Source organism: Dyella sp. ASV21, from assembly GCF_016428975.1.
GTDB lineage: Bacteria > Pseudomonadota > Gammaproteobacteria > Xanthomonadales > Rhodanobacteraceae > Dyella.
The window spans coordinates 1-13789 of the sequence record NZ_JAELTT010000091.1 but is presented as its reverse complement, the minus strand read 5'-3'; the positions used below and the strand labels follow the sequence as shown (position 1 = coordinate 13789).

Annotated in this window: 10 protein-coding genes and 1 pseudogene; 4 read left to right on the top strand and 7 right to left on the bottom strand. The window is 64.6% G+C overall.

Going from position 1 to position 13789, the window contains the following annotated elements; all coding sequences use genetic code 11:
- Together JHD67_RS19380 and JHD67_RS19375 are read right to left on the bottom strand one after the other, a co-directional pair.
- A pseudogene (locus JHD67_RS19380) lies at positions 1-477 on the bottom strand (primosomal protein N'); the annotation flags it as partial.
- Positions 478-951: 474 nt separating this feature from the next.
- Positions 952-2070, bottom strand: coding sequence for a DUF3667 domain-containing protein (locus tag JHD67_RS19375; protein ID WP_199100825.1), 1119 nt, complete (start codon positions 2068-2070; stop codon positions 952-954).
- 129 nt (positions 2071-2199) lie between these two features.
- Here JHD67_RS19375 and JHD67_RS19370 point away from each other — a divergent pair, with 129 nt between their 5' ends.
- Positions 2200-3567, top strand: a complete 1368-nt coding sequence (locus tag JHD67_RS19370) for an MATE family efflux transporter (RefSeq protein WP_199100824.1) — start codon at positions 2200-2202, stop codon at positions 3565-3567.
- 108 nt (positions 3568-3675) lie between these two features.
- A complete protein-coding gene (gene sppA / locus JHD67_RS19365; protein ID WP_199100823.1) occupies positions 3676-5541 on the top strand; it encodes a signal peptide peptidase SppA in 1866 nt (621 codons plus the stop codon).
- Between the two features lie 80 nt (positions 5542-5621).
- Here the strand turns inward: sppA and JHD67_RS19360 are convergent, their stop codons facing one another.
- Both JHD67_RS19360 and JHD67_RS19355 read right to left on the bottom strand, forming a co-directional pair.
- Positions 5622-6449 (bottom strand): ATP-binding cassette domain-containing protein, encoded by an 828-nt coding sequence (locus JHD67_RS19360; protein ID WP_199100822.1) that lies wholly within the window; start codon positions 6447-6449, stop codon positions 5622-5624.
- Between the two features lie 47 nt (positions 6450-6496).
- Complete coding sequence (locus tag JHD67_RS19355) at positions 6497-6715, bottom strand: hypothetical protein (protein ID WP_199100821.1); 219 nt, start codon at positions 6713-6715, stop codon at positions 6497-6499.
- Positions 6716-6816: 101 nt separating this feature from the next.
- Between JHD67_RS19355 and JHD67_RS19350 the strand changes: the two genes are divergently transcribed.
- Positions 6817-7599 carry an SDR family oxidoreductase gene (locus tag JHD67_RS19350; protein WP_199100820.1) on the top strand — a complete coding sequence of 261 codons (783 nt, stop codon included), beginning with the start codon at positions 6817-6819 and terminating at the stop codon, positions 7597-7599.
- Positions 7600-8548: 949 nt separating this feature from the next.
- Here JHD67_RS19350 and JHD67_RS19345 read toward each other — a convergent pair.
- The 3 genes from JHD67_RS19345 to JHD67_RS19335 form a co-directional block, all read right to left on the bottom strand.
- On the bottom strand, positions 8549-9181 hold the full coding sequence (locus JHD67_RS19345) for a DUF4124 domain-containing protein (RefSeq protein ID WP_199100819.1): 633 nt from the start codon (positions 9179-9181) through the stop codon (positions 8549-8551).
- A gap of 38 nt (positions 9182-9219) precedes the next feature.
- Positions 9220-10164 (bottom strand): DegV family protein, encoded by a 945-nt coding sequence (locus JHD67_RS19340; RefSeq protein ID WP_199100818.1) that lies wholly within the window; start codon positions 10162-10164, stop codon positions 9220-9222.
- A gap of 102 nt (positions 10165-10266) precedes the next feature.
- Positions 10267-12684: an acyl-CoA dehydrogenase gene (locus tag JHD67_RS19335; RefSeq protein ID WP_199100817.1), complete on the bottom strand. Its 2418-nt coding sequence runs from the start codon at positions 12682-12684 to the stop codon at positions 10267-10269.
- 192 nt (positions 12685-12876) lie between these two features.
- On the opposite strand from JHD67_RS19335, the gene JHD67_RS19330 reads away from it, so the two are divergent.
- Complete coding sequence (locus JHD67_RS19330) at positions 12877-13668, top strand: AMP nucleosidase (protein ID WP_199100816.1); 792 nt, start codon at positions 12877-12879, stop codon at positions 13666-13668.
- Positions 13669-13789: the final 121 nt, after the last annotated feature.

Genomic DNA, 13789 nt, shown 5'->3' with positions numbered 1-13789 from the left:
GGGCAGTAGTTCATGCAGTAGCTCGGCGGTCTGGGGGCCGCGCGCGAGTGCTTCCAGCAAGGCCCGGCTGCCACCGCGGCGGCTGCCGGCGTCGAGCGCGCTGCGGCCTGCCACGGTGAGTTCCCAGGCTTCCTCGCGTGGGTCGGGTAGCGGGCGATCTTCGCGCAGGGCGAGCGGCAGGGCGTTGGCGTAGGCCTCGCCAGGGGCGCCCAGCCAGTAATCGGCGGCGCGGGCCAGGGTGGCCATCAACTCGGCGTCGAGCAGGGGGGCGTCATCCAGCACGCGTAGTGCGGCCTTGAGCCGATTGCTGCCGACGGCAGACTCCACCCCGGCCTCCACCACAATACCGACCGCCTTGCCCTTGCCGAACGGCACCAGGACACGACTGCCCGCTTCCGCCAGGCCTTGGGCCGGGGGCAGGTAGTCGAACAGGGTCGGTAAGGGAACCGGAAGGGCGACGCGTAGGACGGCGGGCATGGAAACCTCAGGACGCCCCAGTGTAACCGGCTCGTTACCCCCTGCGTCGCTCGACCGTGCGGCGTGCGTGCGGCGGCGAATGGCATGGGGGCGGACGCTTGCGACGGGTTGCTGTCCCGTCCTCTAGGAAGCGGGGCTAAGTGACTATCGGCAGGGGGCTTTTGTGGTTATCCACAGGCGCTGTGGATAAGTCTGTGGATGCACCGTTGAGGGAGGCCCCTGAGCCGCATGAAAACGCCCTTCGGGACGTGCTGGGCAAGTTTTAGCCATGAAAAAAGACAAATTAAAATCAATGACTTACAAAATTTGCTCGGCTGGCATTCATACAACTGCCATAGGCACGGGACTTGCCTTGACAGCCGTGTGACGCTGTGCAAAACCCTGAAAACCGGGGCGCCTGGCGATGGCGCGAACCTGCGCCAGGGCACTGTTTGTGTGTGATGTGTGTCACAGAAGTGTTGCGGTTGGCGGCGCTTAGTGCGCGATGCCCAGCAGGATGGCGATGCCCAGCGCGGTGCTGATCAGCCAAGTATAGGACCAGCCCACGAACAAGTACTTCACCGTGGTCATGAACCAACCCTGGCGGTACACGCGCTTCTGCATCAACCACAGGTAGACCGGGACCCATAGACCCAGTGCCCACAGCGCCAGTAGCAGGGGTTTGTCGGTCCAGGGCGCATGCGGCAGCAACCAGCTGCGCAGCAGGCCGACCAGCAAGCCCAGCAACAGCACCAGAAACATGAAGGCGTGGCTGTGCAGGGCCACGATCAGGTGCTCCATGTACAGGCGCCGCTTGAACACATAGACCAGCTTGAGCAGCAGGGCGAACAGCGGCATCACGATGAACATGGTCTGCGGCAGTATCGCGAAGACGCCGGACATCACGCGCTCCTGCGCTTCCACGCTGGCTTCGCCGCCGGAGGACATCTCTTTGACGTTCTCTGCGGCGTGCGATAGCGAGCGGTTGATGCGATCGTTGATGCTGGCGGGCAGCCAGCTCACCCGGACCTTCTTCGATTGGCCGTTCCAGCCATCCAGGGTGGTGCTGGGAATGGGAGCGGCCCCCAACTCGCTCAGGCGATGGTTGGCGTGGTCTCGTTCCACGCTCAGCTGTTTGCGCTCAGCCTTCTCGCCTTGCCTGGTGTCGGCGGTGCTCTCGTCGGCGCTTTTGCGTTTTTGCTCGTAGTGGCTGCGCACGGCATCGGGGGTGAGGTCCTTGGCGAAGTCGCCGGTGCCGGCGCTGGCCTCCACCGAGGCTTCGTTGAAGTGCACGCCGTCCATCGCCAGATGGCATACGAAGAAGGCCATCAGGCACAGCACAAACATCAGGCGGAACGGCGCCACGTAGCGTTGGCGGCGCCCGGAGAAGTACTCCAGGGTGAGGAACCCTGGGCGGTAGAGCAGCGGCGGCAGCGTGTGCACGATGCGGCCATCCACGTGCAGCACCATGTCCAGGGTGTCTTCCACCATGTGATGCATGGGGCGCAGCACGGTGTGGATGGATTGCCCGCATTCGTGGCAGAACTCGCCTTGCATCGGCGCACTGCAGTTGGCGCAGTGCACGCCCTCGAACGACACCAATTCCTTCTTCATGTCCCCTCCCCCGAGTCGATCAGCCCGCGATCTTGGCATAAGCGAGTGACCGGCAGGGCATCCCCATACGCGGGTTTCGGGGTGAAAAAGGCACGGTCCTGTAAACTGGGTGGCCCAGGAGTCCCATATATGCAGTTTTTCCGCCCCGATCGCGCCAAGGTGGCGCACGAGGTCGGCGCCACGGTGCGCCTCGCCTTACCGCTCATCGCCGCGCAGCTGGCCGCGGTGGGCCCCAATTTCGTGGATGCCGTGCTGGCCGGCCATTTGAGCGCCCACGTGCAGGCGGCCGTGACGACCGCTGTGAGCATCTGGGCGCTGGCCTTGGTGAGCGGCATGGGCATGATGATGGCGGTGCCCCCCTCCGTGGCGCAGTTGGACGGTGCGCAGCGTCGCCACGAGATCGGTGCGGTATTCGTGCAGGCGCTGTGGCTCGCCTGGATGATGGGCCTGGTGATGTGGTTCCTGATTCGCCATGCCACTCCGATGCTGGACTGGATCGGGGTGGTGCCCACCTTGCGCACCGACGTGATGCACTTCCTGCATGCGATCAGCTGGGCGGCGCCGGCGCTGACCAGCTACTTTGCCTTGCGCGGCCTTTCCGAAGGCCTGTCGATGACGCGTCCGTCCATGTACTTCAGCTTCGGCGGTTTGCTGGTGCTGGCGCCGCTGGGCTACCTCCTGATGTATGGCAAGTTCGGCCTGCCTGCGCTGGGCTCGTTGGGCAGCGGCATCGCCACGGCCATCGTGCTGTGGCTGGAGATGCTGGGCTTCGCGCTGTACGTCGCCAAGCATCCGGCCTATCGCGACCTGGGCCTGCGCGAAGGGCTGGCATGGCCCAGGCCGAAAATGCTGCTGGACCTGCTCAAGATCGGCGGCCCCATGGCGGTGACCTTGCTTGCCGAGGGTGGCTTGTTCGTGGCGGTGGCGCTGGCCATCGCCACCCTGGGCGAGACGGTGGTGGCCAGCCACCAGGTGGCGCTGAGCGTGGCCACCGTGGCTTTCATGATCCCGCTAGGTTTGTCCATGGCCATCACCGTGCGCGTGGGCAATGCGGTGGGACGAGGCGATGCCCGTGGCGTGCGTTACGCCGGGTTTTGCGGCATCGCGCTGGCGCTGTGCATCCAGGCGGTGTCCTGCACGGTGATGCTGACCATGCCGCATCTGTTGGCGCGCCTGTACACGCACGACGCCGGCGTGATCGCGCTGGCGGCGCAGCTGATGTTGCTGGCCGGCCTGTTTCAGTTCTCCGATGGCATCCAGGTGACCTCCAACGGTGCGCTGCGCGGCCTCAAGGACACCCGCGTGCCGATGGTCATCACCTTGTTCGCTTATTGGGGCGTGGGCATGCCGGTGGGCTGGTGGCTGGCATTCCGCCACGACATGGGTGCGCGTGGCATGTGGGTGGGCCTGATCGTTGGTCTCACCATGGCGGCGGCGATGCTGTTCACCCGTTTCTGGCGCAATGCCTTCCACGAGCGCTGGCGGCGACACGCCTGAGCCCGCCCTGCTGGGCAGCTTGCGCCGCCATCGCGCCCAGCCGTTTTGCCACATGACCTTGATCGCCTGAACGGCTACGCTGTGGCCGACATCCTGAGGAAACTTCGCATGACGGACCGCCGCCCCACTGGTTTCTGGGCCTTTCTCTGCGTCCTTGGGCGCGGTATCAACGTAGTCAGGCTGGTCATCATCAACCTGGTCTTTTTCTTCGTGCTGTTCGTGCTGGCGCTGGTGTTGCTGGGCGGTTACCTGGGTAGCCGCGGCCAGCACCTGGTGCAGAACGACAGCGTGCTGGTGATCCAGCCCAAGGGCGAGTTGGTCGAGCAGTACAGCATCGAGCCGATGCAACGCGCGCTGGCGCAGTTGTCGGGCAATCCGCCCAAACAGACCCAGTTGCGCGATCTGGTGGGGGCGATCGACGCCGCCGCCAAGGACACGCGCATCACGCGTATCCTGCTGGAACCGGGCGAACTGCAGGGCGGCGGCTTTGCCGCACTGCGCGAAGTGGGTGCGGCGCTGGATCGCTTCCGCGCCGCCGGCAAGCCGGTGGTCGTGTGGGCGCCGAGCTACGATCAGGGTCAGTATTACCTCGCCGCGCATGCCGATCGCATCCTGGTCGATCCGCAGGGCGGGGTCATGATCACCGGCCTCGCCAACTATCGCCTGTTCTACAAGGACCTGCTCGACAAGCTGGGCGTAGACGTGCATCTGTTCCGCGTGGGCCAGTTCAAGAGCGCGGCGGAACCGTACATCCTCGACCATGCCTCGGCCGAGGCGAAGGAAGCGGACAGCTTCTGGATGGGCGGCTTGTGGGACAGCTACGTCAATGACGTGGCCAAGCTGCGCAAGCTGGATGCGGCGACCCTGCGCGCCGATATCGACGGCCTGCCAGAGAAGATCGCCAGCGCACGCGGCGACCTGGGCCAGTTGTCGCTCGACCAGCATCTGGTCGACGGCCTTGCCACGCCGGCCGAAGTGGAAGCGATGATGCGCAAGGAAGGCGTGCCCGCCGGCAAGAAGGGCGAAGGCTTCCGCCAGGTATCGCTGCAGCATTACGGCAACGCTTTGCCTGATCCGGGCGCGGGCCTGGATCCGGGCGTGTCCGTGGTGGTGGCGGAGGGTGAGATTTCCGGCGGCAAGCAGCCGCAGGGAACGGTGGGCGGCGACTCCACCGCGGCGTTGGTGCGCGCGGCGCGCGAGGACAAGCGCACCAAGGCATTGGTGCTGCGCGTGAACTCGCCGGGCGGCGAGGTGTATGCGGCCGAGCAGATTCGCCGCGAGGTGGCGCTTACTCGCCAAGCCGGTATTCCGGTGATCGTGTCCATGGGCAATGTGGCGGCCAGCGGCGGCTACTGGATCTCCATGAATGCCGATCGCATCTATGCCGAGCCCAATACCATCACCGGTTCCATCGGTATCTTTGGCATGGTGCTCACCGTGCCGGGCACGCTGGACAAGCTGGGCGTGAAGAGCGATGGCGTGGGCACCAGCCCGTTGGCCGGCGCCTTCGACATCACGCGTCCGCTCGATCCGCGCGTGGGCACGGTGATCCAGGCGACCATCGACAAGGGTTATCACGATTTCGTCGGCCAGGTGGCCAAGGCGCGCGGCAAGTCGTACGACGCCATCGACACCATTGCGCAGGGCCGGGTGTGGACCGGTCAGCAGGCACTGGAGCGCGGTCTGGTGGACCAGCTCGGTGGCCTGGGCGACGCCGTGGCGGAGGCGGCCAACCGCGCCAAGCTGGGCAAGAGTTACCCGGTGCGCTACGTGGAGGAACCGCTGGGCGGCTTCGAACAGTTCCTGATCGGCCTCAACGAGAACGCGATGGTGCAGGTGGCGCAGGCGTATGGCGTGCACCTGCCGGCGTGGGCCACGCAGATCAACGCCATGGCTCCGGAGTTGAAGCTGTTGCGTTCGGCCCAGTCGGGGCGTCCCAACGTCTACGCTTATTGCTTCTGCTCGCCGCGCTGAGCACGCGCGGTCCGAGACAACCCAGGGCCCCGGTTTGCGCCGGGGCCTTTTCTTTTAAGCGCGTTCCTTTAAGCGCGGCGTCAGCCGCTGATGGAGGCGTCGTAGTAATCGCCATGGCGCTGCACCTGCACCGGCAGGCCGAAGGTTTCACTGAGCAGTGCATCGGTGAGTACGTCTGCCTTGGCGCCATGGCGTAGCAGGCGACCTTCGCGCAGCAGCACGACTTGGCCGATCTCCGGCAGGATCTCTTCGATATGGTGCGTCACCAGCAGTAAGGTGGTGCCATGCTGGGCGAGGCCGCGCAGGCTTTCCAGGAACCGTCGGCGGCTGGCCATGTCCAGGCCGGCGCAGGGTTCGTCCAGCAACAGGGCCCGCGGACGATGCACCAGCGCTCGCGCGATCAGCACGCGTCGTGCTTCGCCGGTGGAAAGGCTGGCCATGGTGCGGCCCAGCAGGTGCGTGGCCCCCGCCTGTTCCAGCGCCTCTTCGGCACGCACGCGCATGGCGCTCGTGATGTGGTGATCCAGCCCAAGCCGGCGCGCCGCGAAGAAACTGGACAGCACTGCTTCGGCCACCTCCAGGGTCGCATCGCTGGTGCAGTCGTCCTGCAGCGAGGGCGACACGATACCGAGCAAGCTGCGCAAATCCGACACATGCCAGCGTTCCCGCCCGAACACGCGGATGGCGACATGACCGTCTCCGCGGGCCAGCGGGTAGAACTCGCGGGTGATAAGGCGCACCAGGGTCGACTTGCCCGCGCCATTGGCGCCGAGAATCGCGGTGTGCTGCCCCGCATCGATGCGCAGGTGAAAGTGATCGAGGATCAGGCGGTCACCACGCATCACGCTGGCGTCGTCGATCTCCAGCAGCGGGCTGGCGGGGTCGGTATGGGTTATGGGCCGGTTCATGGTTTCCCACCATGCCCGTTTAGACGTCCATTGGCAAAGCCCGGGGCTTACTGATTGGCCGCTTCCGCCTGTTCGCGCTGCTTTTCGGCCTGTTGGTTGACCACTTTCTGAACGTCGCGGGCACGTTGTTCGTCCTTCTTCAGATCGTCCCAGGGCGTGGCGACACGCGCGGTGCTGGCGCTGGCAGGCTGCACGGCGGGTGTCGGCGGCTTGCCGGAGCAGGCGGCCAGCAGGCTGGTGCATAACAGCGGGGCAAGCCACTTCATGGTCGATCCTCCGGCAGGAGCGGCCAGTGTCCCGCGCCGGTCGGGGGCCGGCAAGCATCGCGTACTAGGCGAGGGCACCGGGCTGGCTCTAAGCTCGCCTTATGAATACGCGCATCGATGCCTGGCAGTTGCAGGGCCACACCGCTTTGATCACCGGCGCCAGCAAGGGCATCGGCTACGCCGCCGCTCGCGAGCTGGCGGGTCTGGGCGCCAATCTCCTGCTGGTGGCGCGCGATGCCGATTACCTTGAGCAGGTACGGGTGGAGTTGATGGACGACTTCCCCGGTATCGAGGTGCTGGCTTTCGGCGCGGATCTGGGCGAGCAGGAAGATCGGCTGGCCGTGTTCGATTGGGTGGCCGACCTGGGCGCGCCGTTGTCGTTATTGATCAACAACGCGGGCGGCAATCGCCCCGCGCCCACGCTCGCGTATCAAGAGCACGAGTACCGCGCGATCTTCGAGCAGAACCTGTTTTCGGCGTTCGAAATGTGCCGCCTGGCGCATCCGCAGCTGGTGCAGCACGCGCATGCGGCGATCGTGAATGTGGGGTCGGTATCGGGCGTCACGCATGTGCGTACCGGGTCGCCCTATGGCATGACCAAGGCCGCGCTGCACCAGCTCACCCGCAACCTCGCCGTCGAATGGGCCGCCGATGGCATCCGCGTCAACGCGGTGGCGCCCTGGTACATCCGTACACAGCGATCCGAACCGGCGCTGGCGGACGAGGAATACCTGGACGAAGTACTCGACCGTACGCCGTTGCGTCGCATCGGTGAGCCGGAGGAAGTGGCTGCGGCCATCGCCTTTCTTTGCCTGCCCGCCGCGAGCTACATCACCGGTCAGGTACTTGCCGTGGATGGCGGCTTTCTCAATTACGGGTTTTGATTGTCCACAGCGAATGTGGACGGCGCTTGGGTAAGCCTGTGGATAGATGAGGCAACTGCCCGCCCGCGTTGAACTTTCACCATCATGATGCGTTTTTCGACAATGCGCGTTGATTTGTCCACAGCGATTGGGGAAAGGCTGGTGGCAAGCCTGTGGAAAAGTCCGCGTCTCCTTTGCAGAGCAGTAACTTGCATGGCTTTGCGCAAGAAATGACCACAGGCGGGCTACGCATTCGCAATGAAGCGGCGCGTTCGGCCACAACGTGTACGTGTGCATCGATAGCGCAGTTTTCCACAGTGATTGGGGAAAGGCTGGTAGCAAGCATGTGGACAACTCCGCGGGCGCCTTTGCTGGCAGGCACTTGCATGACTTTGCGCAAGAAATGAGCAAGCGCTGGTTGCGTGTACGCAGCGACGCGCTGCGTTCGGTCACCACGCCTGTGTGCGTATCGAGCGTTCGTCGTGCGCGGTTGTCCACAGCGATTGGGGAAAGGCTGGTAGCAAGCTTGTGGACAACTCCGCGGGCGCCTTTGCTGGCGCGGACTTGCATGACTTTGCGCAAGAAATGAGCAAGCGCTGGTTGCGTGCACGCAGTGAGCCGATGCGTTCGGTCACCACGCTTGTGTGCGCATCGATAGCGTTGGTCGTGCGCGGTTTTCCACAGCGATTGGGGAAAGGCTGGTGGCAAGCTTGTGGACAACTCCGCAGGCGCCTTTGCTGGCGGGGACTTGCATGACTTTGCGCAAGAAATGAGCAATCGCTATGTACGTGTACGTAGCGGGGGCCGGCGATCGGTCACCACGCTTGCGCGCATCGATCGTGTTCGTCGTGCGTGGTTTTCCACAGCGATTGGGGAAAGGCTGGTAGCAAGCTTGTGGAAAAGTCGCCAGGCCCTTTGCACGATAGTGACTTGCATCGCTTTGCACAACATTTGACCAGCGTCGGTCGCCTCAGCAGTGGCGCAGCTGAGCCAACAGCTGCGCTTCGCGCTTTTCCAACGGCGGGCGGTCGCTCTTGAACGCGCGCTGCAGTTTGCTGGCGTTCTCGTCGTAGGCATCGCGCAGCGCGTGGCAGGTTTCGCCGTAGCTCAGCTGGCGGCATGCGTCCTGCACCCATACATAGTGGTTGGCGATAAGGCCCGGGGTAATGCGCCCACGGTTAAGTTCGGGTGCCGATGCTCCCGGACCATTGGGGGCGCCATAGACCGTAGAAAGGGGCAATTGCGACGCGCCGAGGATGCCGTAGGGCACCTGGTACGGCGGCGGGTCGCCGTTATCGCTGAGGTACGGCTTGCTGTCGGTGGCGCGGATGCAGGCGTACATCGCGGGCAATGGCACATCCGGCTCGCTGGGGGGCGGCCTGATCGCTACCGGCACGGTCGCCGGTGCGCTGTTCGCGGTGGCCGGTGGCGGCTGCGACGGTTGGGAGTCGTCCAGTTGCAGGGCCTGCTGGCGTTGGCCATTGCCGCATGGGCGATCCTGATACGTCACCCGACCGTCGGGGCCCGTGCATTGATAGGCCGTACCGGCGATGGCTGGCGCGCCGATCACGAACAGCAGGAGCAAGACACACGCGCGAATCATGCGGACGCTTCCTGAATAGCGCGCCCCGTGCGAGGCGCTTAGAACTCGGCGAGGTGTTCCTCGGCGGCGAAGCCCAGGGTGACGGCGCCTTCGCCGACGTTGACCATGCCGGTGATACTCATTGGCGCTTCCATCAGTTCCACGCCGCACTCTTCGCAGGCCGAGCGCAGGGTGGCATAGCCGGGCAGCTTGTTGAGTTCGGCAAGATCCCCGCCGTAGCTGACGCAGACGACCGGTACCAGCAGGCCGGCGTGCACGCGCTGTGCGGCATAGTTGAACAGCGTTTCGGCGCCATGCTCGAAACCGCGCACCTTGCCCACCGGGCCGGTTTCGCCGCGGTAGCCGCGCAGCAGGGGTTTGATATCCAGCGCCGAGCCGAGCATGGCGCTGAACAGACCCACGCTGCGGTCACCTTTCTTCTTGGCACGGGCACGCAGGTAGTAGAGATCGCGCGGCAGCATGTAGCCGTAGGAGTTGTTGGCGATATACGTGAGCCGCTCGCGAATCGCGGCGGGCGTCTCCCCCGACTCGATCAGGCGCGTGGCCTCGACGATCGCCGGCGCGGAGCCGGCGAACAGGCTGCGCGTATCGATCACACGCATCAGGAAGGGGCCGGTGATGTTGTTCTGTTCGCGCACGGCGCGATAGTTCTTCAGTACCGCGAAGCTGGCCTTGATCACGTGGTCGTTGATGGCGCTGCGCGTGGCGGTGATGGTGAGGCAGAACACACAGTCCTGCTCAAGCACCAGCTTGTCCAGGAACAGTTGCTGCACTTCCTCGATGGAGCACGGCACGGTTTCCGCCGAATGACTGCGGCTGCCGAGGTTGCGATCCAGGAAGCGGTGCAGCTCGACCTGGTTGCGATTGTCGAGGAACTCCTCGCCATCGACCCGGATGGTGATGGGCATTACCGCGATGTTGTGTTTCTGCAGAAATGCCTGCGGTACGTCGCAGGCCGCATCGATGGCCAATCCCATCCGCATCGTCTCACCCCCCAGTGAATGGCGCGGCCAACATAGCATGCGCCGTGTTGGCTGCCGACCCCTGGACAGGCGTCCAGACTTTTTTCCTGCACCGCACAACGTCTACCGTAGCTGCTTGTAAGTATCGGCATCGAAGGCATCCACTTGAACCACGGCGTCGCGTGCGGCATCGGCTTCGTGGAGGGCGTCGTACTCTTCGCGGGTAAGGATGCCCGCATCGAGTGCGCGGACATCCAGTTCGTCGCGTGGGCCACGCTCCAGTCGGCCGCTGCGTACGGCATCACGCAATTTGGTTTCCACTGGCATGGCACGCACAGCCTTGTTCAAGGCGGCCTCCAGTTCGCCCAGGCCCGGTTCGTGCGGACCGGGCACGTGGATGTCTTCGGTCAGGTGCAAGCGCGCTTCGCGATCTTCCAGGATGGCCCTTGCGACGCGTTGACCTTGGAGGTCCGACGGCGGACGGAAGCGCGCGCCGAGTGGAAACACCAGCACGCGCGCGAACGCCGCAAGCGTCGCGGAAGGCAGGTTGTCCAGCACGCCGCGCAGCGCTTCCTGCGTGCGATACAAGGCCAGCGTTGCGCCCCAATCGGCAAGGTCGTGATTGGCGGCCAGTTTGGGTTCGTCGTGATAGCGCTTGAGTGTGGCGGCCGCGAGGTATTGCCAGGCGAGTGCGTCGGCGAGGCGGCCGGAAATCTTCTCGCGTCGTTTCAGTGAGCCGCCAAGCGAGACCATGCACAGATCCGAGACCAGGGCGAATGCGGAAGCGAAACGCGTCAGTTGTTGGTAGGCGCGGCGTAGTTCGCTGTCGGCTGGGGCGCGCGCCAGCCGTGCGCCGGTCAGGCCGAGCAACAGCGCGCGCACGCCACGGGTAAATACGAAGTTGAGGTAGCCGAACGTACTGCGATCGATCGCCGCCAGGTCCTGGGCGGCGAGCGCCGTGATCAGCTTCTGCACCCAGGGATGGCAGCGGATGGCACCCTGTCCATAGATGATCATCGAGCGCGTGAGGATATTGGCGCCCTCCACGGTGATGCCGATCGGCACCGACATCCACATGCGCGACAGCGCGTTGCGCGGGCCGCGCTGAATGGCTGCGCCTGCGCGGATATCCATCGCATCGCTCACCACCTCGCGCATGGCCTCGGTGAGATAAGCCTTGGCGATCGAGCCGAGCACGGCGGGCTTTTCACCTGCGTCGAGCGCGCCGCAGGTGAGCGTGCGCGTTGCCGTCATCAGATAGGTAAGGCCGGCGATGCGCGCCAGCGGTTCCTCGATGCCTTCGAAGCGGCCGATCGGTGTATCGAACTGTTCGCGCACCGTGGCATACGCGCCGCAGATGCGCGTGGCCATCTGTGCCGCGCCAACGGCCAGGGCGGGCAGGGAGATCGAACGCCCCGCCGCCAGGCTCTCCATCAACATGCGCCAGCCATGGCCGGCCTGGGCCACGCCACCGATGATGGCGTCCATGGGCACGAACACATCGTGGCCTTCGGTGGGGCCGTTGGCGAAGGGAACCCCCATGGGGTCGTGATGCTGGCCAATGACCACGCCTGGCAGATCGCGAGGAATCAGTGCGCAGGTGATGCCGCGATCGGCAGGACCGCCCAGTAAGCCTTGCGGATCTTTCAAACGGAACGCCAGGCCAATCAGTGTGGCCACCGGCGCGAGCGTGATGTAGCGCTTGTTCCAGTTCAAGCGCAGGCCGATTACTGGCTCGCCCTGCCACTGCCCCCATTCGACGATGCCTTCCGATTGCGTGGCGGCTGCATCGGAGCCCGCTTCAGGGCCGGTAAGCGCGAAGCAGGGTACTTCGCGGCCATCGGCCAGTCGGGGCAGGTGGCGCTGCTTCTGTTCCTCGGTGCCGTAGTGCAGCAGCAGTTCGCCGGGACCCAGGGAGTTGGGCACCATCACGGTGACCGCGGCGGCCACGGAACGTGTGGCAATGCGCGTGACCACGCGCGAGTGTGCGATCTCGGACAAGCCCAGGCCACCGTATTGCTCGGGCAATACCATGCCGAAGAAGCCTTCGCGCTTGATGAACTCCCACACGGCGGGCGGCAGGTCGCGCGCCTGCTCGATCTGCCAGTCATCGAGCATGGCGCAAAGCGTCGTGACCGGGCCATCCAGAAACGCCTGTTCGCGTGGCGTCAGTGGCTTGCACTGAAAGCGCAGCAGCGCATCCCAGTCCGGCGTACCGGAAAAGATCTGCGCGTCCCACCACACGGTGCCGGCCTCGAGCGCAATGCGCTCGGTATCGCCCAGGCGCGGCATCACTCTGGCCAGCCGCGGCGCCCATGCGCGCGCAAAAAGCACTCGTCGCAACGGGGCAAGCCCAGTTACAAGTGCAACCAATGCGGCGACAAATAGCAGTCCATATATATAGCGTTCCGAAACGATGCCCGTGATGGCCAGCGTCCCCCCTATCACCGCCGTGGCCGACACCCACGCCAGCCAGCCGCGTCCGGCGAAGGCGAAACCCAGCAAGGCCACTACGGCCACCAGCAAACCTAGGACGAGCATGGCGATCTCCTCCGGTGGACGGCCACCGGCCACCATGGTGGGCAGCGCCACTTCAAGGAAATGCCAAGAGCGCCCCTGGGCGCACGGGGTCCCTCTCCCATTAAGATGCAGGCACTGATCTGGCATCTAGCCGGCGTGGCGTCGCCGGTAACACGCTGCATGCCCCATGCAGCGTTTCCCGCAGGGGTTTTAATGAAGGACAAACAGGAAATCGTCTCCAACTGGCTGCCGCGTTACACCGGCACCTCCCTGGAGCAGTTCGGCGAACATATTCTTCTCACCAATTTCGGCCATTACGTGGAACTGTTCGCGCAATGGCACGGCGTGGAAGTGCAGGGCCGCGACCGGCCCATGCCCAACGCCACCGCCGACGGCATCACGCTTATCAACTTTGGTATGGGTAGCCCCAATGCGGCGACCGTCATGGATCTGCTGAGCGCGATCCAGCCCAAGGCGGCGCTGTTCCTCGGCAAGTGCGGTGGCCTCAAGAAAAAGAACGCCATTGGCGACCTGGTATTGCCGATCGCGGCGATTCGCGGCGAGGGCACGTCGAACGACTACCTGCTGCCAGAGGTGCCGGCGCTGCCTGCCTTCCAGCTCCAGCGCGGCGTCTCCACCATGATCCGCGACCTCGGCTACGACTACTGGACCGGTACGGTCTATACGACCAATCGCCGCGTCTGGGAACACGACGAACATTTCAAGGAATACCTACGCCGTACGCGCTGCATGGCCGTGGATATGGAGACCGCAACCATCTTTGCGGCCGGTTTCGCCAATAAGATTCCTTGTGGGGCACTGTTGCTGGTTTCCGATCAGCCCATGATTCCCGAGGGCGTTAAGACTGAGTTAAGCGACCGAACCGTGACGGCCCAATTCGTAGAGCGCCATATTCGTATTGGCATTGAGGCCCTGAAACTGGTGCGTCGCAATGGGCGCAGCGTTAAACACCTGCGCTTCGAGGACGATGGCGGCTTCGACTGAAGCCCTGTCAAATCAGCGGCCTGGCTCAGGTATTAAGGCCAGGCCAGGCCGCCTTCACTCCGGCTTCACCGCACCCAAACGATGGTCATCGCGCCGCACCAATCAGGGAGCGGTGTGGGGC

What these genes read in the sequence shown, in the direction of transcription:
- JHD67_RS19360 (WP_199100822.1), bottom strand. Translation starts at nt 6,449, where the DNA reads ATGAACCGGCCCATAACCCATACCGACCCCGCCAGCCCGCTGCTGGAG.
- JHD67_RS19345 (WP_199100819.1), bottom strand. Translation starts at nt 9,181, where the DNA reads ATGATTCGCGCGTGTGTCTTGCTCCTGCTGTTCGTGATCGGCGCGCCA.
- JHD67_RS19330 (WP_199100816.1), top strand. Translation starts at nt 12,877, where the DNA reads ATGAAGGACAAACAGGAAATCGTCTCCAACTGGCTGCCGCGTTACACC.
- JHD67_RS19350 (WP_199100820.1), top strand. Translation starts at nt 6,817, where the DNA reads ATGAATACGCGCATCGATGCCTGGCAGTTGCAGGGCCACACCGCTTTG.
- JHD67_RS19355 (WP_199100821.1), bottom strand. Translation starts at nt 6,715, where the DNA reads ATGAAGTGGCTTGCCCCGCTGTTATGCACCAGCCTGCTGGCCGCCTGC.
- JHD67_RS19335 (WP_199100817.1), bottom strand. Translation starts at nt 12,684, where the DNA reads ATGCTCGTCCTAGGTTTGCTGGTGGCCGTAGTGGCCTTGCTGGGTTTC.
- JHD67_RS19375 (WP_199100825.1), bottom strand. Translation starts at nt 2,070, where the DNA reads ATGAAGAAGGAATTGGTGTCGTTCGAGGGCGTGCACTGCGCCAACTGC.
- JHD67_RS19340 (WP_199100818.1), bottom strand. Translation starts at nt 10,164, where the DNA reads ATGCGGATGGGATTGGCCATCGATGCGGCCTGCGACGTACCGCAGGCA.
- sppA (WP_199100823.1), top strand. Translation starts at nt 3,676, where the DNA reads ATGACGGACCGCCGCCCCACTGGTTTCTGGGCCTTTCTCTGCGTCCTT.
- JHD67_RS19370 (WP_199100824.1), top strand. Translation starts at nt 2,200, where the DNA reads ATGCAGTTTTTCCGCCCCGATCGCGCCAAGGTGGCGCACGAGGTCGGC.